At 60.4% G+C, this 22,716-nt stretch carries 18 protein-coding genes; 8 read left to right on the forward strand and 10 right to left on the reverse strand.

The window, feature by feature from the left end:
• Positions 1-31: 31 nt before the first annotated feature.
• From IVB19_RS28110 to IVB19_RS28140, 7 genes are all read right to left on the reverse strand, one after another.
• Entirely contained in the window at positions 32-757 is a 726-nt protein-coding gene (locus tag IVB19_RS28110; RefSeq protein ID WP_247820352.1) for an ABC transporter ATP-binding protein, read from the reverse strand.
• Entirely contained in the window at positions 747-1,466 is a 720-nt protein-coding gene (locus tag IVB19_RS28115; RefSeq protein WP_247820354.1) for an ABC transporter ATP-binding protein, read from the reverse strand. Before IVB19_RS28115 ends, IVB19_RS28110 begins: the two co-directional genes overlap by 11 nt.
• Positions 1,467-1,468: 2 nt before the next feature.
• Positions 1,469-2,542: a branched-chain amino acid ABC transporter permease gene (locus IVB19_RS28120; protein ID WP_247820355.1), complete on the reverse strand. Its 1,074-nt coding sequence runs from the start codon at positions 2,540-2,542 to the stop codon at positions 1,469-1,471.
• Between the two features lie 11 nt (positions 2,543-2,553).
• The gene (locus IVB19_RS28125; RefSeq protein ID WP_247820357.1) at positions 2,554-3,420 is read right to left on the reverse strand and encodes an ABC transporter permease subunit; all 867 of its coding nucleotides are present in this window, start codon (positions 3,418-3,420) and stop codon (positions 2,554-2,556) included.
• A gap of 97 nt (positions 3,421-3,517) precedes the next feature.
• On the reverse strand, positions 3,518-4,735 hold the full coding sequence (locus IVB19_RS28130; RefSeq protein WP_247821720.1) for an urea ABC transporter substrate-binding protein: 1,218 nt from the start codon (positions 4,733-4,735) through the stop codon (positions 3,518-3,520).
• Between the two features lie 57 nt (positions 4,736-4,792).
• On the reverse strand, positions 4,793-5,788 hold the full coding sequence (locus IVB19_RS28135; RefSeq protein WP_247820359.1) for an acetamidase/formamidase family protein: 996 nt from the start codon (positions 5,786-5,788) through the stop codon (positions 4,793-4,795).
• 17 nt (positions 5,789-5,805) lie between these two features.
• Entirely contained in the window at positions 5,806-7,206 is a 1,401-nt protein-coding gene (locus IVB19_RS28140) for an amidase (RefSeq protein ID WP_247820360.1), read from the reverse strand.
• Positions 7,207-7,616: 410 nt separating this feature from the next.
• Here IVB19_RS28140 and IVB19_RS28145 point away from each other — a divergent pair, with 410 nt between their 5' ends.
• Positions 7,617-8,792 (forward strand): transporter substrate-binding domain-containing protein, encoded by a 1,176-nt coding sequence (locus IVB19_RS28145; RefSeq protein WP_247820362.1) that lies wholly within the window; start codon positions 7,617-7,619, stop codon positions 8,790-8,792.
• The gene (locus tag IVB19_RS28150; RefSeq protein WP_247288211.1) at positions 8,789-9,376 is read left to right on the forward strand and encodes an ANTAR domain-containing response regulator; all 588 of its coding nucleotides are present in this window, start codon (positions 8,789-8,791) and stop codon (positions 9,374-9,376) included. Before IVB19_RS28145 ends, IVB19_RS28150 begins: the two co-directional genes overlap by 4 nt.
• A 547-nt stretch (positions 9,377-9,923) precedes the next feature.
• On the opposite strand, the gene IVB19_RS28155 is transcribed toward IVB19_RS28150, so the two are convergent.
• Positions 9,924-10,751, reverse strand: a complete 828-nt coding sequence (locus IVB19_RS28155; RefSeq protein WP_524536703.1) for a tetratricopeptide repeat protein — start codon at positions 10,749-10,751, stop codon at positions 9,924-9,926.
• Entirely contained in the window at positions 10,745-11,365 is a 621-nt protein-coding gene (locus IVB19_RS28160) for a FecR family protein (RefSeq protein ID WP_247820366.1), read from the reverse strand. Before IVB19_RS28160 ends, IVB19_RS28155 begins: the two co-directional genes overlap by 7 nt.
• A 294-nt stretch (positions 11,366-11,659) precedes the next feature.
• Here IVB19_RS28160 and IVB19_RS28165 point away from each other — a divergent pair, with 294 nt between their 5' ends.
• The 6 genes from IVB19_RS28165 (at position 11,660) to IVB19_RS28195 (ending at position 21,820) form a co-directional block, all read left to right on the forward strand.
• On the forward strand, positions 11,660-13,873 hold the full coding sequence (locus tag IVB19_RS28165; RefSeq protein WP_247820368.1) for a VCBS domain-containing protein: 2,214 nt from the start codon (positions 11,660-11,662) through the stop codon (positions 13,871-13,873).
• 612 nt (positions 13,874-14,485) lie between these two features.
• Positions 14,486-15,643, forward strand: a complete 1,158-nt coding sequence (locus tag IVB19_RS28170) for an FIST signal transduction protein (protein ID WP_026234039.1) — start codon at positions 14,486-14,488, stop codon at positions 15,641-15,643.
• Between the two features lie 5 nt (positions 15,644-15,648).
• Positions 15,649-17,394: an ATP-binding protein gene (locus IVB19_RS28175; RefSeq protein WP_245288581.1), complete on the forward strand. Its 1,746-nt coding sequence runs from the start codon at positions 15,649-15,651 to the stop codon at positions 17,392-17,394.
• A gap of 481 nt (positions 17,395-17,875) precedes the next feature.
• A complete protein-coding gene (locus tag IVB19_RS28180; RefSeq protein ID WP_204512002.1) occupies positions 17,876-18,088 on the forward strand; it encodes a hypothetical protein in 213 nt (70 codons plus the stop codon).
• 1,721 nt (positions 18,089-19,809) lie between these two features.
• Complete coding sequence (locus IVB19_RS28185; protein ID WP_094183477.1) at positions 19,810-20,208, forward strand: hypothetical protein; 399 nt, start codon at positions 19,810-19,812, stop codon at positions 20,206-20,208.
• Positions 20,209-21,604: 1,396 nt separating this feature from the next.
• Positions 21,605-21,820 carry a hypothetical protein gene (locus IVB19_RS28195; protein WP_083926613.1) on the forward strand — a complete coding sequence of 72 codons (216 nt, stop codon included), beginning with the start codon at positions 21,605-21,607 and terminating at the stop codon, positions 21,818-21,820.
• A 269-nt stretch (positions 21,821-22,089) separates the two neighbouring features.
• On the opposite strand, the gene IVB19_RS40785 is transcribed toward IVB19_RS28195, so the two are convergent.
• Positions 22,090-22,329, reverse strand: a complete 240-nt coding sequence (locus IVB19_RS40785; RefSeq protein WP_083926619.1) for a hypothetical protein — start codon at positions 22,327-22,329, stop codon at positions 22,090-22,092.
• Positions 22,330-22,716 lie beyond the last annotated feature (387 nt).

Below are 22,716 nucleotides of genomic sequence, written 5' to 3' on the forward strand. Positions count from 1 at the left end.
TTGACGACTTGAAAACATGCCATGTGGCCATTCAGAGTAGGAGCTGCTCGCGAACATTGTCCTCGTTGACCTCGCCACCTGCCAGCGATTGCGTGATCTTGCCCTTCTCCATGATGTAACAACGCTCGGCGATCGCCAGGATCGTGTCGAGATTTTGCTCTACGAAGATAATCGTGGTGCCGAGCTCGTTCCGAAACGACCTCAGCGCCTCGCAGATTTGCTGGACGATCGAGGGCTGGATACCCTCGGACGGCTCGTCCAGGATCATCAAGGACGGATTGCCGATCAGCGCACGGCCTATAGCGAGCTGTTGCTGCTCGCCGCCCGACATGGTGCCTGCGGGCTGCCGCCGGCGTTCTTTCAGTCGCGGAAAATACTCATAGACGAGTTCAGGCAGCTTCTTGCCACCGGGACCGCCAATCAACTCTCCTACCTGCAGGTTTTCCTCGACAGTCATCTGCGGAAAGACATCGCGTCCCTGCGGGATGTAGCCAAAGCCTGCCCTCGCCCGCGCGTCGGCTTCGAGCCTTGTGATGTCCTGCCCCATGAAGCTGATCGTGCCACGCCAGGTCTGCAGCAAACCGATCAGGCACCGCATCAGAGTCGATTTGCCTACACCGTTACGGCCGATCACGCCGACGATCTCGCCGCGCGAGACCGACATGGTGACGCCCTGCAGGATCGGCGTCGCACCGTATCCCGCCCACAATTCCGATACGTCGAGAATCTGGTCAGTGGGATTGGGTTTAGCGAGCATGGGTCTTACCGAGATAGATCTGCGCGACCTTTTCGTCCTGCAAAATGCCTTTGAGATCACCGCGCGCGAAAATCTTGCCGAGATGCAACACCGTGACGCGCTGGGCAACCTGACGCACGAAGGCCATGTCATGCTCGACGACAAGCACCGTCATGCCTTCGGCATTGAACGACTTGATCAACTCGCCGGTCTTGAACGTTTCATCCGGAGACATGCCGGCGGTCGGCTCGTCCAGCAGCAGGAGCTGAGGCTTCAGCGCCAGCGCCATCCCGATCTCGAGCCATTGCTGCTGGCCATGGGACAGCGCACCCGCGAGCTTCTCGCTGTCCGGCCCGAGGTTGAGCAGAGTCAGCAGGCGATCCTCCTCGGCGATGCGTTCCGCACCGGATAATCGCTCCTGGAGCGCGATCTGGATGTTCTGCCGAACCGGCAGCTCCTTGAACACGCTCGGAGCCTGCATCTTGATGCTCATGCCCCGCTGCACGCGCGCATATGGACGTTCAGCCGTGATGTCGACGGTATCGAACAGGATGCTGCCTTGGCTCGGCGGGTAAAGACCCACGATCAGCTTGAACAATGTGCTCTTGCCGGCGCCATTGGGTCCGATCAGGCAGTGGACCTCGCCGGCGTTGACCGTGAGGTCAACGTCGGAGACTGCGGTCAATCCGCCAAAACGCTTGGATACGCCTTTGACTTCAACCAGCGCCATGATCAGGTCTCTTCCGATTGCAAGCGACCAGCCTCCGCCATGACGGGGCTCTCCTCGCGCCGCCGATGCCCGCTCCACCAGTCGGCAGCAAACTTGCCGATGCCGAGCACAAAACCCTGCGGCGCCAGCATCACCGTGGCGAGCAGCAGCGCCCCCATCAACACGAGTGCTGCCTGCTGGCTGTAGACCGTGATGGTCTGAAAGCCGAGCAGCAGCAGGAACGATCCGACCAGCGTCGCGGTCAGATCGCTCCGTCCGGAGAACGCTACCCATATGATGGGCATTGCCGCAGCGGGCAGGCCGATGCTGGACGGCGTGATGAACTGTCCCCAGGACGTGTACAACGCGCCGCTGAGGCCGGCGAGGCCGCTGCCAATCACAAAAGTGAGCAGCTGATATTTCCGGACGTCGTAACCTAGCATCTCGGCACGCTGCGGGTTTTCCCGCGTTGCCACGATGACGTTGCCTATGCCCGAATTCACCAGCATGCGCAGCGCGAGGTAGACGATCACGATCAACGCGATCATGACGTAGTACAGCGTCGATCCTTCGATAAACAAGTCGCCCACGGTCAGCGGGTCCATGCCCTTCATGCCGTTGAAGCCGTTGAGCCGAGCCGAGCCTATGTGCCACTCCGGCCCTGCAGTTTGGCCAAGGAAGAAGGCGAGCACGAGGGTCGCGGACAACGTCACGATACCGAAGAAGATGCCGCTGATACCGCCCCAAATCATGAAATAGCCGAGGATGCCCGCCGCCACCATCGCTAGGACAACGGCGAGCATCAGCGCGACGATCGTTGCTGTGCCGCCGCCCATGTTGATCGCGAGCACGCCGTACCCGTAGCCGGCGATGCCGAAGAACAAGGTCTGGCCGAACGATAGCATGCCGCCATAACCCCACATCAAGCATAGGCCGAGCGCCATGAAGATCCAGATCAGAAAGTAGGCGAAATTGCCAACGTCGTAGGATTCAGCGAACAGCGGATATGTCAGCGCGCCCGCGAGCACGACAAGGAAGCTGGACCAGAAGACCTTGCCACGTCCGAGGGTCTGCGGACCTTCCAGCAGCTTCAACATCACGGTTCCCTTTAGCGCCCACGACGAACTAGAACACTGGAGAGTCCCTCGGGCAGAACCCGAATGATCAAAATAACAGCGACCAGCATGCCAATCTGCCCGATGACCTGGCCGTAGCTCGCGTTCAGCGCCATCCGGATCATGGCCAGCAACACGGCCGCTGGCGCTGTTCCGAGCAGCACGTTCGCCCCTCCGATCACGACTGTGACAAAGCTTTCGACCACGAAGGTCGCTCCCATGGTCGGGATCAGCGTCATGGTTGGTGCGTAGAGGGCCCCGCAAAGCCCGGCGAGACCCGTGCCGATTCCGAAACTGATCGCATAGATGCGGCCAGTGCGCGCGCCCAGCGCCTTCGCCATGGCCGCATTCTGCATCGTGGCGCGCGAGATCACGCCGAATCGCGTCTTCATGAAGATGATGTAAAGACCGGCCAGCACCGCTACCGCGCACGCGAACAGCACCAGACGATAGGTCGAAAACGTATAGCCACCGATCGCAAAACTTCCCTCGGGCGTTCCGATGCCCCGCACCGCGGAGCCTACGATCAGAAGCATCGATTGCGTTACGATCAGACTAAGGCCCCAGGTCGCGAGCAGAGAGTCCAGCGGCCGCTTGTAGAAGCGCCGCACGACCAGGAACTCGACGACGACACCGATGAGCCCCGCCGTGAGCGCGGCCAGGATCTGCGCAATTGCGAGCGGAACGCCTAGATTCACAAGGCCGACGGTGACATAAGCGCCGCACATGATGAACTCGCCATGCGCCATGTTGATGACGCCCATCATACCGAACACGATGGCAAGACCTGCGGCCGAGAGAATGAGGAACGCGAACACGTCGGCGAACTGATAGAATACTGAGAATACTTCAGCCGACATCTTGGTCCCTCTGTCGATCCCGGCGCCGCATCGTTACGGCGCCGGCCTTGTCCAGAACGCGACTCTCAATACGAGCAAAATCCGTGCCCGTCAGGTATCACGATTTCTTCGGGAGATGGCTCGGCGTGTATTGGTCCTTGTCGTTCTTCTTGGTGAGATCGCAACCGATTTCGCTAAGCCAGTACGGCTGGATCGTCCCATAGTCCTTCTCGACCTTCACCTCATGCTTCGGCCCGACCGAGATCAGACGCATGCGGTGTGATGTGTGCTGGCTCTTCGGATCGATGCAAACCTTGCCTTCGGGAGCGTCGATGCATGCATCGCCGGTCGCGATCACCTTGCGCATGTCGTCGAGCTTGATCGACTTCGCTTTCTCGACGAGCGCCTTGTACATATAGAGCGCATTATAGGCATTGTAGCCCATGTCGTTGATGTAGAGTTCGTCAGGGAATTTCGCATGCCAGCGCTTCTTGAACTCGGTCGCTTCCGGCGTGTCGATCTCCTCAAACCAATTCGCAGTCGCATGCATGTTGTTAAGCGCAGGCGGCTTGAACCGCTTGTGCTCGAAGCCGAGCATGACCTTGATCGACGATCCCATCGGCAGATTGAGGTTGGCCGCAGCCGCCTGCTCGAAGAATGAATCCTGCGCAGCGCCGACATTGATCGTGAGTAGCCAATCCGGCTTCGCTTTCTGGATGTTCTGGATGGTCTGCGCGAACTGCGACACGCCGAGCGGAATGAACTCCTCGCCTACGACCTCGCCGCCGAGATCCTTCATGATCTTGCGGTTCCACTCGGCCGAGATTTGACCGAAATTGTAGTCAGCGGCGATGACATAGACCTTCTTTCCGAATTTCTCGACCATCCATGGAATCAACGTTGAGAATTGCTGCTCCGGCACTGCGCCCATGCTAATCATGCTGGCGTCACAGACGCCGCCTTCATACTGATTGGTGTAGAAGTACGGTGTCGAGGTGCGATCGACGATGGGACGTAGCGCCTCGCGAGAAGCCGAGGTGATGCCCCCGATCAGAACGTCGACCTTGTCGCGGTTGAGCAGTCGACGGCCGAACTCCTGATAGCGCGCGTTGTCGCCCTGCGGATCAAGGTGAATCAGCTCGATCTGTCGCCCCAGGATGCCACCGGTTTTGTTGATCTCCTCGACTGCCAGCTGCGATCCATGCAGCTTTGGCATTCCCATGAAGGCGAGGTCCCCGGACACGTCCTCGAGCAGACCTACCTTCAACGGCGGTTCCGCCGCCCGACCAACACTCGCGCCTGCCACTGTACCGAGCATGGCGCCAAGCAAGACCATTCTGAGCTTACGTCCCGAATTCATCGTGATATCTCCTGTTCTGAAAGCGTCTGGATGTCATGGCTTGAGGTAATTCTTCAGGATCGATGCCCCCATCGTGTATTTTGGATCGACCATGTTGCCGAGCCGCATGCGGCCGGCTTGGCTGAGCAGCATGTAGGCGTCGATCTCGTCGAAGCCGTAATCGGCCGCCATCCACCGCACGAGTTCGCGATAGGCGATACGCGCCGCGTCCTCAAGCGGACGCGCGCTGCCGATCGTCATGATGAAGTCCTTCGTCTCGAGCCGCGGCCAGGCGAAGCTCCAGTCCTTGATCAGGTCGACCTGCAACGTGACGGTTGCGCGCTGCTCCAGCGCCACGCCCGAGAGCTCACCGTCGCCCTGCGTCGCATGGCAGTCGCCGACGTAAAGCATCCCGCCCTCGGTATGCACCGGGAAATAGATGATCGCTCCGGGAGCGACATCGGGGAGATCCATGTTGCCGCCGTGGTAGTCGGGTTGCAGCGACGAGATCGCCTCGATCTCCGGAGAGACGCCGATTGTGCCGATGAACGGCTCGTAGGGCAGCGTGATCTTATCGTTCCAGCGCACGCCGTTCCTGTCGACATGCAGCTTCTTCACACGCTCCGGCAGCGGCGGATTGAGCAGCGCGGTCGAGCTTGTTCCAACAAGTCCCCCGAACTCCGGAATAATGCAGGTCGTTCCAGCCGGCTGTTCACCCCGCGTCTCGACATCGCGGATATAGATTGCAAGGCAATCGCCCTTCTTGGCGCCTTTGACGGCGATCGGTCCGCATTGCGGGTTGAGATAGGGGAAGTTCAGTTTGGCCGTGGGGCTGTCGCTCTCCTTGGTGAGCACGCCGCCGAAGGCGTCTTCCGTCTCGACGACGACCACTCCGCCCGGATCGATGGACAAGGTCGGCTTGGCATAGGGACCGTAGACGTAGTGGAAGCTACCTTGTTGCTCGATGGTCAGACTATGCGTCGCGCCGATCGCACCCTTGGCGACTGCGCGTTCAGCCATGATGGATGTGTTCAACCAGTCTTCGGACATGTGATCGGCTCCTCAGCTCAGATCGGGGGATGACGCTTGTGCCAGTCGGTAACGCGCTGGAACGCATCGCCTGCGCGAACGAGGCCGGCCTCATCGAAGTGACGGCCGACGAACTGGAAGCCGACCGGACCGCCATTTGCGGTGAAGCCGCCGGGCAGCGTCACGGTCGGGCTTCCCGTCATGTCGAACGGACACGTGAAGCGGAGCAATCCAGAGATGAGGGAGGCGTCCTCGCCGAGGGCCGCCATCTTGGCGAGGGTTGGCGCCGCGAATGCCTGCGCCGGCACCGCGAGGAGATCAACCGACTCGAACAGAAGGCGGACGGCGCCACGAAACGCCTCCCGACGAAGCACGATCTTCTGATAGTCCATGCCGGACTGCTGCCGGCCGAGATCGAGCAGGCCCGCGAGCGCCGGGCCGTACTCGTCCTTGCGCGCAGGATAAGTGTCCTCGTGCGCGACGGCCACCTCGATGCCGCAGAGCGGGAACCAGTCGTCGATCACCGCCTTCGGATCGGGGAACGTGACCTCCTTGATCTTCGCGCCGAGGTCGGCCGCCACACGCAACCCCTCAGTCAACACCATGGCCGCATCGCCGTCGGTGCCTTCGCTGGTCCAGCGCCGGTCGACGCCGATCGTCACGCCACGCAGGTCGCCGGAGAGACCAGCGAGATAGTCGGGCACGGGCAGCGGGACCGACGTCGTGTCCTTGGGGTCCTGACCCGCGATCACGCCGAGGATCGCGCCGCAGTCGACCGCGCTCCTTGCCATCGGGCCGATATGATCCAGCGTCGCCGCAAGCTCGAACGCGCCGTAGCGACTGACTCGTCCCCAGGTCGGCTTGAGCCCGGTGATGCCGTTGGCCGCGGACGGAAAACGGATCGATCCGCCGGTATCGGTGCCGAGCGAGCCGAAGCAGAGCCCTGCCGCGGTGGCGACGCCGGAGCCGCTCGAGGACGCGCCGGGCCAGAGATCCGCGTCCCACGGATTTTTCGGCGGGTCGATCTTCGGGTGATGATCGGCGTAAGCGCCTTCGGTCTGCTGCAGCTTGCCGAGAATGATTGCGCCGGCTTCCTTCAATCGCGCCACGACAGTTGCGTCCTCGGTTGGACGAAAGTCGCGATGGATGGTCATGCCGTGCGCGGCAGGCGCGCCCTTTGCCCAGCAGAGGTCCTTCACCGCCACCGGCACGCCGTGCAGCGGCCCCCTGATCTTGCCGGAAGCGATTTCCTTCTCGGCCGCCCTCGCTTCGGCGAGCGCCGAGTCGGCCATTACATAAGCAAAGCTCTTGAGCTTGCCGTCGAGCTGCTCGATCCGCCCGAGCATCGCTTTGGTCGCTTCGACCGGCGATAGCTCCTTCGCCTGGATCTTCCGCCCGACCTCAACGAGTCCGAGATAGTGGAGATCTGTTGTCGCCATCGCCTATCATCCTCCCACTCGATGTGACACACGGTCGTCTTCACGCATGCTCTATCCTCACTGGCGACGCGGACGCATCGCCAGCTTCCCCGGCGGCAAACGAAAAAAAGCCACCCGTCCCTCCCGAATGAGGCGACGAATGGCTCAAATGCCGCGGCTATGATCTATCGCTTGGGGTCCACAATCGAACGAAGCACTTAATGCAAAGAGCTGGACGTCATCGGCCAGATCGGCGCACGCAAGGTTCGGCAGGTAACCCCTAGGAGAAAAGTCTAAGTAACTGCCCATCGCATTGTCAACGATGCTCTCTGCCTAAATTTCGATAGTGCTGCGCAGCAAAACGGCAGGCTACTTGCACTGCTATCCCCGATGATGATTTCATCGTCACGTTGCACCACCGAAAGTCGGCAATGACAAAACCGTCTGTTCCCGTTGGCATCATCTGCTCGCAGTCCGGCCCCTATCAGGCCATGGGCCGCGAGATCCTCAAGAGCGCCATAATGGCGGTCGACGAGATCAACAACCAGGCGGAGTTTGATTTCTCGATCGCTCCCCACATACGCGATCCCCACGGCGTCATCTCGGAGTATCATACGGTCTGCGACGACCTCATCCGCAATGTCCGCGTCGAGCACATCATCGGCTGCTACACGTCAGCATCGCGCAAACAAGTGCTGCCCATCGTGGAGCGCACCGATCGCCTACTCTGGTATCCTGCGCGCTATGAAGGCTTCGAGTGCTCCGACAACGTGATTTATGTCGGCGCTTCTCCAAATCACAACGTCTTGCCGCTCGTCCAATACGTGCTCGACAATCTGTCACGGGAGATCTTCTGCGTCGGCTCCAACTACGTTTGGACTTGGGAGACAAATCGCGTCACCCGTGAACTGGTCAGCGCGGCAGATGGCCAAATCGTCGCCGAACGGCTACTCGAACTCGGCGAAAGTGCCGTCGATCACATTGTCGACGAAATCGTTCGTCGCAAACCGCCAGTCGTGTTCAATACGTTGGTCGGAAGCTCGAGCTACGACTTCATCCACGCCTTTCACGCCGGCACCAAGGCCGCGGGTCTAGAGATTCCCATGTTGAGCTGCAGCCTCTGCGAGCCGGAACTCGCGATCATCGGACCGGCATCGGCCGGCTGCATCACGTCGTCGGCCTATTTCGAGAGCATCCGCCTGCCGGAGAACCGCGCGTTCGTCGCACGCTGGAAGGCGCGGTATGGTGACGACAGCAGCCCCTCCGTCGACGGGCAATCCGCCTATGTTGCGGTCTATTTGCTGGCGCGCGCGCTGCAGCGCGCCGGCACATCCGACATCGCCGAGGTGCGGCGCGCCGCGGCAGGCTATCGCTACAATTCGCCGCAAGGGCCGGTCTGGATCGACGGCGGCAACAATCATTGCGTCCTTACACCGCGGTTGGCCGTATCCAATCCGCACGGACAATTTGATATCCTCTGGGAAGCCGACTCGCCTGTTAAGCCTGATCCTTACCTGACGCAGCTCGACGTTGCGGTCAGCCCTTCGAGGGAGATCTCGGTGGGCGGCGCATTGCCGAACGCGCCGCATTTGCGGGTTGTGAAATGAGCAGACCGTCTTCGTTTTCGCTGCGCGGACGCAAGGCGCTCGTTGCCATCAAGGACGAACGCGATGCAACCATCGTGCGACGCCAGTTCGAGCGTCTCGGGATCGCGGGTGTCGCATGGACGCCGGGTGAGCCCGTCGGCTTCGCACCGGACCTGTCGCTGATCGATGACGAGTTCCTACCCTTGCTGCAGCCGGCGCAACGCGCGTACCTGGCGCGGTCACCTGTCATCGCACTGGTCGGCACCGAGACCCCAAGCCGTCTGAAGTTGGTGTTCGAGCTCGACCCAGCTTCGTTCCTCATCAAGCCGCTGCGATCGGCCGGCATCTATGCAGCGCTCGTCATGGCGTTCGAGCGAAACGAACGCACAAGCGAATTGAAGCAACAGATCGTCAAACTCGAGCAGCGCCTGCGGTCACGACGTGTCGTATTTGCCGCCGTTCTCCACGTGATGCATTCGCATGCGCTTGCCGAACCTGCCGCCTTTGCGCTGATCCGAAAAGCCGCCATGGAGCAACGCAAGACGATCGAAGAGCTTTCGGCAGAGATTGCGGCAACGGGCATGCTCCCGCGCGCAACAGGTTAGATCGCCTTCTGCGGGCGGGCGTTGCAGGCCGCAATCTCCTGTGCCCGCTGGACTCTTTGCTGTTTGCATCGTCACATCAAGAAGGTGAGCCGTAGCACGCGCATCGCATAGCGCTTGATTAAGCTCTCAACTGATTGGCACCATCGGGCAAACTCTGGTTTTCGCTTCTGGTCCCATAGTTGACATCCCAGCGGTTTTAGCTGCGGTCTGCTATTCGGGCCAATCAGGCATCCACCTTCCGTCCAGCGCCGAACTGATAAGCTTTTGCGTATTACCTTATCAGTTGGCCAACTGACTCCGCTTTGTATGAAAGCTTATCAGTCGATCAACTGACTCCGTTTTGACTCGAAAGCTGATGAGTTCGCCATCTGGCTCTGTTTCGTACGTCTGCTTATCAGTTTTATAGGAAGCAGAACCGTTTAGCATTTTTCGGGTATCGCTCGCTGGAGGGAAAGAATCTATAAAAAAACTCGCTCGAACGCTGCAGCTCAGGTTCTCTCGGGAGGGGAGAGATGGCATTCTCCGACGGGCACGCGTTGAGGACGGACTACGGTACGCCGTAGCGCGCGAATTCCTCGGCGATGTCGCCCCGGACAGCTTTCGCGGCCGCGACATCGGCTTCTCCCGAAGCCGTCTCGCCGCGGCGGATCTTTGCCCGGCCGCGACCGTACAGCGCGGCGGCGAGCGTGGGGTCGATGCGCAGCGCGGCGTCGTAGTCGGCGATGGCCGCATCGGTCCGTCCAGCCTTGAGGTGGGCGAGCGCGCGGGAATCGTAGGTCGCAGCCGTATGCGCGCCCGACCCGATCGCCTTGTCGCAGGCTTCCACCGCGCCTTGCGGGTCGCCCGTGCTCGCCCGGATCCAGCAAAGGCCGCTCCAAGCCACTTCCATGTCGGCGTTCAGACGAGTCGCGGCGGTGTAGTCGCTTTCGGCGCGTACGAGATCGCCCTTCTTCAGCCAGGCCTCGGCGCGGTTGACGAAGGCGCCGGGGTATGCCGGCTGGAGGGCGATGGCTCGGTCGAAATCCTCCATCGCGGCGTCGAAGTCGCCCGTCCTCAGTCTCGCCGCGCCGCGGTTGTTGACGGGCTTGGCGAAGGTCGGATCGATGCCTATGGCCGCGTCGAAGTCGGCGACAGCGCGGTCGTAGTCGACCTTCGCCGCGTAGGCGATGCCGCGGTTGTTGTGGGCCATGGCCAGGGCCTGTGGCCCGCCACGGCCGGCTGCGATGAAGGCAGAGCAGGCCTCGATCCTCCGGTCGGGGGACGAGGCGGTGTTGCAGAGCTCGACGTTCCGGAATTGACCTTCCGGCTTCTGCGCCGACGCGGGGGCGGCCAGCAGCAGGATCATAACTGGCGCCGTCCCGAAGACCTTCAGCATCCCCGGCAGATGCCGAGAGCGCGGTCGGCCCTCCGCTGCCGGGGAGGCGCAACGGTCGGACCGGCCTTCCGCTTCATGACGGCATCCTTGCCCTCCTCGATCAGGGTGGCGAACTTGACCGTGCCGTCGTCCGAAATCTCGATGTGGGGCGTGGTGCCCCGGATCCCCAACGTCGCCACCGGCGTGTCCACCTTCATGCTCCCGGTCTTGGCGACGCTGCCGGCGACGAAGGTGAACGTGCCTCTGGTCAGGCTGATCAGGGTTGAATTGTCCTTGCCGTCCGGATCGTAGACGAACTCGCTCATTTCCATGCTGGCGTTACTCGACAGGCTGAAGGAGCTGCCGTCGGCGAAATTGATACCGAGGCGCCCGTCGGCGCCCGTCCTGACGACGTCGCCCCGATAGACTGGATCGCCGACCTTCGCGCTGGCCGCGTCCTCGGACAGTCTCGCCTGCACAACCGCGGCATCGATATGCTCGATCACTGCCGTGCCAGCGACGGTCACGACCTTGCCGATTGGCTTGACGTCCTGCGCCCGAAGCGGCGCAGGCGGATACGCCACTGCAACGAGCAAAAGGCAGAGAAGCCCTGCGACCGTCCTTAGTCCGTGCATGCGTCCGCTCCCGTCCGTGAAGAGCCCGCTTCGGCGGAATGATGGCAGAGCGCGCCCGGCGCATCATACCGCACGTTGCGACCGCCACTCTTTAGTGGCAACGGACGATGGTCCCGACCGCTCAGCGCCAACAAAAGAGCGCATTTGCGCGCACCCAGTCAACATTTCGTGAAGGGGTCTCGGGACGACAAAGCGTAGTCTGGTGCGCAGAACCGGACCTCGGCGGGTGGACACACACGCGATCAATCGGTCCGGCCGCTTCGGCGGAAGCGGGCAGCATGCGAGGCGTTCAAGATGTCGCTCGCACGTGTCTTCACCGGTCTTTGGCCGGCGCAGAACCAACGCAGTCCGCCGTCCGTTAGCGGCGGGCGCGCTGTAGAGTCGGCGGTTGTCGCGAGACTCGGATGGGCCGGAGGGCTGTCCTTCGTCGCGTTGATCCTTTCGGCTCTGAAAGAAGCGTGGGCCGCCGATCCCGATCTCGCGTTGTTCGACGAGGCCTCCATCACCTACAAGGGCTTCGAGCATGGCACCTTCGAACTCATCACGAAGGAGGCGGTGCCGCGCCACATCATCGTGGACGATCCCGGGCAGACGGTCATCCTCAGCAAGACCGGATCATCCGTCAGCTTCGCGCAGGTCGCCAACAACGCTTCGCGGATGGAGGACCTGCAGAGTCGGCAGCAGGACGTGCTCGACAACTACTCGAAGGATCATGGGCCGTCCGGATCCGGCACGCCTCCGGGCGAAGCGGTCGATCAGACGCTGCAGCCGATCGATTTCCAGGCGCCGGACGGGCCCAATCCACAACATGCCCTCCCCGGGGTGGTGGTGCCGGCCAGCTTCGTGCCGGATGGGCCGTTGATCCATTCGCCACCGACACTGACGCTCGGGTCGGGCCCCGTCGAGATCGACACAGTCGCGTTCGATGAGTTCTCGGCGAGCAGCGGCAGCTTCTCGGCCACGACCTTCGGCTCCGGCACGACCCCGACCTTTGGCATCGCGGGCGGCGCGATCGGCCCTTTCACCGTCGCGGGCGCAAGCTACGACGTCGAGAAGGTCGGTTCCTTCGGAATCCTTTACTTGAACAGCGCGACCGGCGCCTACGCCTACGTACCGAACAACGATGCCATCAACGCGCTGAAGGCGCCGAGCGCCGACAGCTTCACCATCACGGCGTCCGACGGCTTCGCCTCGGCGAGCCAAACCTTCACGATCGACATCGCCGGCACCGACGACGCGGCGGCGATAAGCGGCGGGACCGGTGGATCCGTCGCCGCGATTGCCATGGACGCCGCCGCGATTGCGGCGGCGTCCATGGCGGACGACGTCCCGACCGCGACCGGCAAGCTCACCAACACGGACGTCGACGATCCGGCCAACACGTTCACGGCGGTGAGCTCTCCGCATACCAGCGACAAAGGCTACGGCAGCTTCACGATAACGTCCCACGGGCACTGGACTTACGCACTGGATCCCGCCAGCGCCGCGGTGCTGGCGCTTACGGCGTGCCAGAACCTGACAGACACCTTCACCGTAACCACCATCGGCGGCACGCCGCAGGTCGTCACGGTGACCATCCAAGGCGCCGACGATCCGGCCGTCATCTCCGGGGACACGCATGGTCGCGTGGTCGAAGCAGGCGGAGTCGACAATTCCGCGCACGGCGTCCCAACCGCGTGCGGCCTTTTGACCGCCACCGACGTCGACGGCCCGTCGAACGCGTTCGATCCCGTCAAATGTCCGGAGCCGAGCGACCACGGTTACGGCAGCTTCACCATGACCGCGGATGGGCACTGGACCTTCGCGCTCGACAACGGCAACTGCGCGGTGCAGGCGCTGAACGCAGGTCAATCGCTGACTGACGATTTCACGGTGAGGGCCGCGGACGGTACGGCACAGACGGTGACCGTCACCATCGAGGGCAGCAACGACGCCGCGGTCGTCTGCGGCGATATTTGCGGACGCGTGACCGAGCCAAGAAACTCCTGCGAGCCCCCGCCACGCGCCAGCGGCACCTTGTCCGACAGGGACGTCGATAATCCCGACGACACCTTCACGGCCACGACATGCCCGCAGGCGAGCGACCACGGCTACGGCAGTTTCACGATGACGACCTGCGGCACGTGGACATATGTGCTCAACCCCGAGAACCCCGAGGTCCAGGCCTTGAGGCCTTGCGACGCGCTGACCGATACCTTCACCGTGACCACGATCGACGGCACGCCGCAGGTCGTGACCGTGGTCATTCAGGGCGCCGACGACGAAGGCTTTCACAACCGGGCCGAGCCCGCGTTCCATTTCGAGGCGGGTGCGGAGCAGCAGCATGCCAGCTCGACGGCCCCGGCAGTCGCTTCCTCGATCCCCGTCGCCGCCCTCAATCCGGAGCACGATTCCGCCGCGGCCGCATGGCCCCATCCGGCCGATGCGGCGCCGGAGGGTTGGCGTTTCGACCAGGAGGCTGCTGGCCAGGGCGGACACCTACCCTTCCAACACGATCTGATCCTCTGAGAGCCGCCGACGCCTTCGCGCGTCCGGGCGGATTGGCGTTTTCCGGAGGCGCTCCCATGGTTGCGCCGATCACATTCATGGACCCGCACCGCCATCAGCTGCACGGCCATCAAGAAGCTGCACGGCCATCAAGAGCCATGAAGGGGCGCTACTTCATTTCCGCTCCGAGGCACGATAATAATGAGTCATTGTAACCTCCAAGATCATACTCGGAAAGGCGACAGGAGCAGCACTTGCAGGATTCGCGATGTCCGCTTCGGGTCAATCGCGTCGGTCGGCCGTTCGGTTGACCACTTCTCGTCGGCCCGACAGCAGACATTCGCATCAGGCCGCCGCTCCGAAAAAAGGTCCAGCCGACCACGGCTCGATCGCGGATAGCTGTCCGCTTTGGGTCGCCAGAAGGAAAGCGTCCCGACTAAAGCGTTACGACACCCCGAACCAACTTCGGCTTTAAACCTTTGATTACCGACGGTGAGAATTGGCAGATTGCAGAGTAAAAGCCCCAAAAGGTTTACGTCACTTTGCCGCCTCGAGGCCCCTTGATATTTTCGAGCTACTTGGAACTTATCCTTTCGGAGGTTGTTTACTGCTCTTGTCTAAGTGGGGGAAACAATGAAAGCGTCGGTAGTCTCGACGGATTCGAGCGATAGCTCGACTGCAGGCGAATTTCTGGCCACCGAAATACGAAGATCCCTAAGCACACCGCCTGCTGCCTTGGTGTTATTTGCAGCTCCTCAGCATGACCACGGAGCGATACTTTCTGCCATAAAAAAGGAGCTGCCCGATACCATCGTTGTTGGAGCTTCATCTGCCGGCGAGTTTACGAATGTGAGCAGTGGTCAAGGCTTGGCGTGTGCACTGGGGTTGGTGGGCGACGATGTGGTCTTCTCATATAGTGTTGGACGTAACCTCGCGATGGATGCCACTGCGGCAGCCCAGGAGATAGTTTCGAGGTTTACACCAACACCGCCCGGACGATTTCCGTTTCGGGCTGCTCTCGTTCTAGCTGATGCTCTAGCTGGGCATGCTGATATTTTAGTAGATCAGTTGACGTTAGCTACAGCCGGTCAGTATCAGTTTTTTGGTGGAGGAGCGGGGGACAACGCTCAATTTCAAAAGACCACTGTATTTTGTGGAGAAGAAGTTTTGTCCGACGCCGCGGTGGCATTGGAGATTCTCTCCTCGAAGCCGATCGGCGTGGGTGTTAGTCACGGCTGGAAACCTGCGTCCCGAGCCTATCGCGTCACGGCGAGCGACGGCATGAAAGTGATAAGCCTTGATGGGTTTCCAGCGATCGAAGCGTTCGTAGAACACGCGGAAGAGACTCATCAGAACTTGGATCGGAAAGAACCGTTACCATTCTTCCTGCACAATATTATTGGGGTTGATAGCGGAGCTGAACATCGCTTGCGTGTTCCTCTGGCTGTGGATGAGGAAGGCGCAGTTGTGTGCGCCGCTGAGGTCCCCGTTGGTTCAGTTGTAAGAATTATGAAGACTAGCACGGCATCCGCAGTTTCTGCCGCGAAGCAGGCTGCAAATGCTGCTTTGGATGCATTAGGCGGCCCCCCAGCGGCGGCCCTTTTCTTTGATTGCGTCGCTACTCGCCTCCGTATGGGAGACGAGTTCGGGTTGGAACTCTCAAGCCTGCAAGAACGATTTTCGGAAGTGCCGTTGACGGGGTGTAACACCCACGGTCAAATCGCCCGAGCGGAGGGGCAGTTCAGTGGCTTTCACAACTGCACTGCAGTCGTTTGCGTATTTCCCGAGTAGGTCACTTGAAGGATGACGGGGCTCATCTTTTAAGTGGTTTTGCCAACGCCAACGGGAGGCGAGAAGCTGCCGCGCGATTAGCCAAGTTTATGGGAGGCGATGCTTTCCTCATTTTCTTGAAGGATGAAGAAACGGGGAGTTTTACGCCAGCTCAGGGATTTGACCAGCGCCTGCCTGGCGGCCCGTCTTGGCGAGCGTTTTTGAAGCAAGCATCAAGCTGCTGTGAGTTCTTCGGAGAGGTAGCATTTCCCGACGCTAACACGCTCGTTCCCGCGGTCGCTCGTTCGACCCCTGCGGCAATCCTGGTATTTGTCGGCAGGAACTTGTCTATCCCTTGGAATGATATCGAATCGAGAGTTCCGCTTTTAATTGAACTACTAAAGACTGAAGCGCGGGTTCATATGGCCCTAGCGCGCGCAAGTTCTGCCACGGAGGCGGCTACTCACGCAACGCATCTTGCGAGAGCACTCGATGGTGCGCGTAAAGATGTGTCCGCTACGTCCTTAAAGCTACAGCAACTCAATGCGACGCTGGAACAGCGTGTAGCGGAAGAAATCGCGCGTCGAACGGAGGCCGAAGCAGCGCTGCGCCAAGCTCAAAAGCTTGAGGCCATCGGTCAGCTTACCGGCGGTGTTGCACACGACTTTAACAACCTGCTTACGGTAATCATGGGTGGTCTTGATACGATCGGACGGCAGATCGCAAGCATGTCCGATGCGCCACAGTTTGGGCGCATCATGCGAGCGCAGGCGATGGCGCATCATGCATCCCAGCGCGCGGCCACACTCACCGCCCGCTTGCTAGCTTTTTCACGTCGCCAACCGCTGGATCCAAAGTCCATTGATGTAGATCGCTTGCTCGGGGGAATGAGCGAACTGCTCAAGAGCACTTTAGGAGAGCAAATCAGGATCGAGATAGTTGGCAATGCCGGTTTGTGGAGCGCCTTTGCTGACGCATCGGAACTAGAACATGGCATCCTCAATCTGGCGGTTAACGCGCGGGATGCAATGCCCGGCGGCGGACGACTTACAATCGAGACCGGCAACACCTGGCTGGATGATGAGTATGTTGCCGCACTCCCAGAACCCGTGCCTCCCGGCCAATACGTTTTGGTTGCTGTCACCGACACTGGAACCGGAATGGATAAGGCAACCCTGGATCGCGTGTTCGAGCCGTTCTTCACGACTAAGGAGGTCGGCAAAGGAACTGGGCTGGGGCTAAGTCAAGTTTACGGGTTCGTGCGACAGACGGGTGGCCACATTAGGATTTATAGCGAACCGGGGCATGGCACGACGGTCAAACTCTATCTTCCTCGGTCCAAGACTGAACCCGACAAGCAGGAAGATCGCAGTATTCCGACAGCAACAATGTTACGGGGGAATGAGGCCATCCTCGTTGTGGAAGATCATGACGATTTGCGCGCGTATTCATCCGGTGTGCTCCGCGATCTCGGATATCAAGTTTTCGAAGCAGCCGACGCGGCATCAGCGATTGCTTTCCTTGAATCATCTCGCACCATCGATCTTCTCTTCACCGACGTCGTGCTCCCGGATGGCCTTCACGGACGTAACATCGCAGATCGGGCTAGAAGGTTGCATCCAATGATCAAGGTGCTGTTCACGACGGGCTACACACGGAATGCGATAGTCCACAACGGTCGACTTGATGCGGGGGTCAACTTGTTGAGCAAGCCATTTACCTTTCGCGGTCTGGCGGAGAAAGTACGAAGAATTCTTGACGAACAAACATGACTGAAATCGGATCGAGGCTATTCATTTGCCCGCCTTCGGATGGGTGCCGTCCTTCTCCTCCCGAAGTTGATCGTTTTCCAGATGCCGGAATGCTCAAATCCTCTGCGGAATCGCGAGACATAAATATTCGCCATCATTCGTCCAATAATTTCGGGGTTGCATGCGCAACGACTTACGCGAGACGTATCTGTTTGAAGCCAGGCCAGTTCTGAAATGGCGCTTGCATTTTCAGTGCGAGTCTAATCCGCTGAACCGCAGCCTCCCCTTCACGGTTTCATCGGAAGCAGCCGTTATCGGCCGGCCGGGCAAGCCTTCCGGAATGGATAGGACACTGCCATCTGATTCCCCGCGCTGCCCATCAACGTCCTTCGCCACTGCGATCTCAAGTCGGTCGCAGAAAGTTGCGCGGGGTGCGTCGGCTCTTCTTGACTTCGCAACCATAGCCTACTCAACTGAGAGCAGTGATGTTGCGAGGTGCGTCATGGAGCAGGAATTCTACCAGGGTCTCGCGCAGCGGGTCCGCGCCATCGCCCCGAAGGCCGATCCGTTCACCCGCCGTCGGTTGCTGGATCTCGCCAAGCGATACGATGCGAAGGGCAAGCCGGCGTCCCGGTCCGGAGCAAGCGAGCGGCCGCTCCCGGGGCCGCGCACAACGCCACCGCCATCGATCTTCTCCGGACCGGGCGAGGCCTGAGGCACCGGCGCCAGCAGCCACCTCAAAGGCCGTTTGTGATGAGATCACTCTCACCCGCTCACGAACTCGGCCGGGAATCAAGAGTGCCAGCAGTGCCCCTCGAAGAAATCGAAAATGAGAATTGAGAATATGCTGAAAGCAGCACTCTCCAGGAACGCCGGGGGAGAGGGTGCGATGCCGGAGGCACAGAGCGGAATCAGCCGGCGGATTCGCATTTGAAGCAGCGCCACGTCGAGGGCGCGTTGCAATTGCAACTTTCGGCTTCTTGCAACCCGGACAGGCGGGAATGGAGCGCGGCATCGGGTTCGAGACGCAGGAGCCGTGCAGAGAATTTAGCTGAAGGGATTCGACGCGCTGGCTAACTCAGGAGAACTTCGAATATGATCCTGCGGAGGCTTCCGTGGCAAGCCTTTCGGCCTGTTCGGCGAGTACGGGCCCGCTGATTGCGTATCCGGGATCAGTCTAAGCCCCACTGCGAGGACAAGGCGCACGCCGAGGACCGTATTGGTTGCAGGGTCGAATGGACAGCCTTGCGCGAACGTGCCGCCGCCGACCGCGCCGATCCGAATGATATTGCCGGCACGGTCAAAAGGCATCGGTAGACCATCGAGCAGATCGCAAGCGATCAGTACGACGACGGGCAACGAAATCCCGGTCGTTCGGACCGAGCAGCTCGTGCCGGCCGGCGGACGGCCCAACGACCGGACCGCGGCTCAAGCGCGACACCCTGACGCAGTGAGCCTGACGTATCAGTCAGCTATTTTACCTGTGGTAGTCTTTTACTTTTACTACTCGCGATCTTTTGCTCTGACGCCGTCCTGATAGTGCCTTTTTTGTGCTGGGGAGGACACTTATGCGAGGCTCTCGCGCAATCCTTTACGTCGAACAACTTAGCGAACTCACTTCTCAGCTCTCAGAATTGGAAGATCTTCGAGGTCTGGTCGACGAAGCAGAGCGTCACGCCCGCGGTGTGCCCCCATTTCGCTTCACACGCCCTACTTCGCGCCGCCTTCGAAGTCGCAAACCGAGCGCCCTCTCTGTCCCATTCCGCCGCCTCACGCCACCAAGCTGGAACGCAGGAGCTCTCAGCCCTCCTGACAACAACCAAATCGATCGGACCTTGCTTGAGCCATTCCCCGATGGATGATGGGCTTCCCCCTGAGCCGCTCCAAGCGCGACCTTGACGAACAGATCGATCCATGATGACAGCCGCGCAAGAGGCGTCAAAGGTCCTTGCCGATCGCATCTTGGAACAATGCCCTTTCCACCCTGATTTGCCGGTCCATAAGATGGCTCGTGAGCATTGTGGCGGCGTTCTTGATCTGCCTCTTTATCTATGCCGGGTCCGTCTTCGTTGCGGCCTTGAGCCTAGTTTCGGCCGTGCGAAGCGGAGATGCCGCTGAGGTGATGGCCGTACGAATTTGCCGCGCATCCGGCATTCGATCGTCGACCAGCCACAATTTTTGGTCCGCGCTGCGCACGGGGAACGACCCCGGTCGTCCCGGGGCTGGCGCCGGACGCGCCGGGGCCGCCCGACGTGCCACCGAAGCAGCGCGCCGTTGCCATCTTGCTTCCGGCAATAACTAGCTGGTGTATCATTTGATAGAACGGGCGCTAAATCCCGCTTCCCTCTTTCGAATGAATCCTCGGAGATGCCAGAACGGCACCAATCCCTCCCGACGCAAAAATGAGATATCCTGCCCCGACTCAGGGAGCCTCCCATGGCTAAAAAATCAATAGTCGAACGAATTTCAGACACTGTAAAAGAGATCGTGGACACCGCCTCGACTGCAGCCGCGGATGCTATGAAGCCCGATCCAGAAGCGGTTGCCGGAGTGACCAACGAGCAAGTCTACATTCCTGAAGCGACCGATGCTGCCGCTGTTCCGCCGCCGATCATCACTCGGAAGAAGAAGCGCGTTCCTGCCCCTATGAGAGCTAACAGACGGGTCGCAGCTGCTCGTACAAAGAAGACAGTATCCGCGGCGAAGAAGTCTGCCAAGAAGCCGGCTAAAACGCCACCCAAGGAGGCTGCAAAGAAAGCCGCACCACAGAAGGCGACCAAGAATTCTGCGTCTAAGAAGACCGCGAAGAAGAGCAAGAGTAAATCGAAGCGCTAGCGCTCCTTCGCGGAGCAGTTCGTTGCGACCACCAGAAACGACTCATGCTTTACTTCTGCGGCGCTCGGGTCTTCCTCCCCGTGTTCGTCCTTCACAGCCCGGCCGTCCTGACAGTCGGGGTAGAACCTTGTGATCCCCCAATGCGATGCCTTCACAACGGCTGAAGCTTTCTAGCCGGTTACTTTCACGTCTCGAACTGGGACGGGCGAAACCACATTTCTTTCAGACTCCTCTCCTAAGCATTACGCAGGAGGCCGATGATGAAGCCATCAGAGATTTACAAAGAGAACGCAGACAACTGCGCAACGCTCGCTGAAGGGGAACCATCTAAGAATAGTCCGGCTTACAAGCGGTACCGGCGCATGGAAGAGGCGTGGCGAGCTTTAGCCGAGGAGCAGGAATGGCTAGATGGGGAAGTGCCCCCCGTCGGGTCAAACCGAGCCGACACAACGAAAAAGCGGCCCGGTTAGGGCGGCTACGTCGGAGCATTCAATAGGTTGCGAGGTACTTCCGCTTTGATGGTGGCATGTCCCCTCCTGCTAGACGCCACACGCCAACGCACGCCGACGGCCGAGCGGCTCAAGATCACCTTCGGCGAGATGCGCGAGATGGGCCTACGCGGTGTCCTGGTCTGCTGCCACTCCGGCCACAACGTTGCACTCAGCGCCGCTCGCTGGTCGGACGATGTTCGCCTGTCTGATATCGAGGCGCGTTGTGTATGCGCCGGATGCGGCAACCGAGCGGCTCAGGTCAGACCGGATTTTAGCACCGGCAAGCCGCCGCAGTTTGCGAGATCGAGCGCTCGTTGGAGGAACGAACGCGCAGAGGAAAAATTGCAGGTTTTGTTAGCTCTCTTCTTCGAGCTGGCGGAGCGGCCCCGGCATCAACCCTCAAGCCCCCAAGCCGGGGTCGTCTCTCAGTGCGCCAGCTTCCGCTGCCAACATATCCCGGATAGCTTCCGACCGCCACCCTTTCATCTGCCAAATTGACATAGGCGACCGCTAAATCAAACTGGGCGCCAAGACGGTCCTGGAAAAAGCCGGCCCCAGGCAGATGATTCCTGAGGCCGGAAGTTCTACGCGTCCGCTCCGAGACATCGCCCGGAGCTGGAGGCGAACGCACCCAGATTGCCGAATGTTCCCGATCCCCATGGACCTGAGAGCCGGGGCACTGATGCACGTTAAGCCTTCTGCCGATTGTGAAACTGATCATATTGCGAGCCAGAGATGCTGCGGTACGATCATCGCACCGGGGCTGGCTGCATATTTCACCTAGTCGTTTTTGACCCGGAATTTTTGACCGCGCGGGCCGCAGCAGCAGTCCCCCTGCTGCGGCCTTCGTGATCACGGCTCTTAGTACCAATGACTTCGCGTCCTGTGCCATTGGAGAAGGTATTATGCCCAAAGAGAAAAATTGCCTGATTGTTCGTGCTGCGGGAAGACAACTGGACCTGTTACGCGGCGAAGCCTCCCGCATCGCAAAAGGCAGTAACGTCGATTGGTGGATCGATCAGGCAGAGGTCGGCACTCGCTTTTGCTTCGAGGATACAAAAGCAAAAGAGTCATTCGCTCTCGCTTGTGACAACTTCGGTATTCCCTGCCAAGACGGCTAGTCCGCAGTTGAGCTGTAAGCCAGCGGCAGGGCCGCACAACCATCATAGCAGTCCAGCCCTATCCGGCTCCCGTGCCTGGAGGTCCGCACCTGATCCGAAGCACGTGAACCGAGCCCGTCAGCGCCGGCGCCGACAGCGGGCCATGAAGCAACGCACTGGCCGAGATAAGGGCCAAGCTGTTCCCGTCTGAACTCGTTGTCACCCGCTCTGAGGCCATCGCACTGAGATCAGATTGCGCTGTGTAGAGCGCGCCTGAATGGGGCGCGAGATCAGAACCAGGTGCGGTTATTTTGGAAGCATGCCTGTTTGGTGCGGTCCCAGATGAAATCCCCGCCGCCGCAGGGTGGACGGGGGCGAGCGGTCGCCGGGCATTCGTTCCGAACCTTGGCTCCCGTGCCCCAGCCGTCGACGACACATGCGCCACCGGTTGTCCTATGACAGCCCTCGCCACAGCCACCCGCTGCGTGCGCCCCACTAGCAGCAGCCAGAACCGTGGTCGCGAGGAGCATTCCTTGTAAGATTTTTATCACGCCAGACTCCTTCGAAGCGAATGACCCGAGCGAGAAGGAACAGATCATAACTCCTGCCGTGCCTCTTAGCTACGATCAGCGCGGCGCGAAGTCCCCGGCTCCCCACGAACCGCTCGATGGCTGCGCTCCCCGTTCGAAGCTGTTGATCCAGCATTTTTACAAACTACAACCAGGTCAGCACAGCTGCATTTTTCGAATCATCCACCTGTCTCCGGACTGGAGGGACGTTCTGTTCCCGAGGCGCGTGTGAGCCACTTTGCCTCGGTCCTGCTCTTGCTGGCCAACTTGATGCTAACGCTATGTTTCGGCTTGGCAGCGTGGCGCGTTTCCGACGAGGGGACGCTGGTAAACCCGTAGCATTGGCCT

This window comes from Bradyrhizobium sp. 187 (genome assembly GCF_023101005.1).
Taxonomy (GTDB): domain Bacteria; phylum Pseudomonadota; class Alphaproteobacteria; order Rhizobiales; family Xanthobacteraceae; genus Bradyrhizobium; species Bradyrhizobium canariense_D.

Coding starts and splice junctions, on each gene's coding strand:
- IVB19_RS28110 (WP_247820352.1), bottom strand. CDS start 757: ATGCTCGCTAAACCCAATCCCACTGACCAGATTCTCGACGTATCGGAA.
- IVB19_RS28115 (WP_247820354.1), bottom strand. CDS start 1,466: ATGGCGCTGGTTGAAGTCAAAGGCGTATCCAAGCGTTTTGGCGGATTG.
- IVB19_RS28120 (WP_247820355.1), bottom strand. CDS start 2,542: ATGTTGAAGCTGCTGGAAGGTCCGCAGACCCTCGGACGTGGCAAGGTC.
- IVB19_RS28125 (WP_247820357.1), bottom strand. CDS start 3,420: ATGTCGGCTGAAGTATTCTCAGTATTCTATCAGTTCGCCGACGTGTTC.
- IVB19_RS28130 (WP_247821720.1), bottom strand. CDS start 4,735: ATGGTCTTGCTTGGCGCCATGCTCGGTACAGTGGCAGGCGCGAGTGTT.
- IVB19_RS28135 (WP_247820359.1), bottom strand. CDS start 5,788: ATGTCCGAAGACTGGTTGAACACATCCATCATGGCTGAACGCGCAGTC.
- IVB19_RS28140 (WP_247820360.1), bottom strand. CDS start 7,206: ATGGCGACAACAGATCTCCACTATCTCGGACTCGTTGAGGTCGGGCGG.
- IVB19_RS28145 (WP_247820362.1), top strand. CDS start 7,617: ATGACAAAACCGTCTGTTCCCGTTGGCATCATCTGCTCGCAGTCCGGC.
- IVB19_RS28150 (WP_247288211.1), top strand. CDS start 8,789: ATGAGCAGACCGTCTTCGTTTTCGCTGCGCGGACGCAAGGCGCTCGTT.
- IVB19_RS28155 (WP_524536703.1), bottom strand. CDS start 10,751: ATGCTGAAGGTCTTCGGGACGGCGCCAGTTATGATCCTGCTGCTGGCC.
- IVB19_RS28160 (WP_247820366.1), bottom strand. CDS start 11,365: ATGCACGGACTAAGGACGGTCGCAGGGCTTCTCTGCCTTTTGCTCGTT.
- IVB19_RS28165 (WP_247820368.1), top strand. CDS start 11,660: ATGTCGCTCGCACGTGTCTTCACCGGTCTTTGGCCGGCGCAGAACCAA.
- IVB19_RS28170 (WP_026234039.1), top strand. CDS start 14,486: ATGAAAGCGTCGGTAGTCTCGACGGATTCGAGCGATAGCTCGACTGCA.
- IVB19_RS28180 (WP_204512002.1), top strand. CDS start 17,876: ATGGAGCAGGAATTCTACCAGGGTCTCGCGCAGCGGGTCCGCGCCATC.
- IVB19_RS28185 (WP_094183477.1), top strand. CDS start 19,810: ATGGCTAAAAAATCAATAGTCGAACGAATTTCAGACACTGTAAAAGAG.
- IVB19_RS28195 (WP_083926613.1), top strand. CDS start 21,605: ATGCCCAAAGAGAAAAATTGCCTGATTGTTCGTGCTGCGGGAAGACAA.
- IVB19_RS40785 (WP_083926619.1), bottom strand. CDS start 22,329: ATGCTCCTCGCGACCACGGTTCTGGCTGCTGCTAGTGGGGCGCACGCA.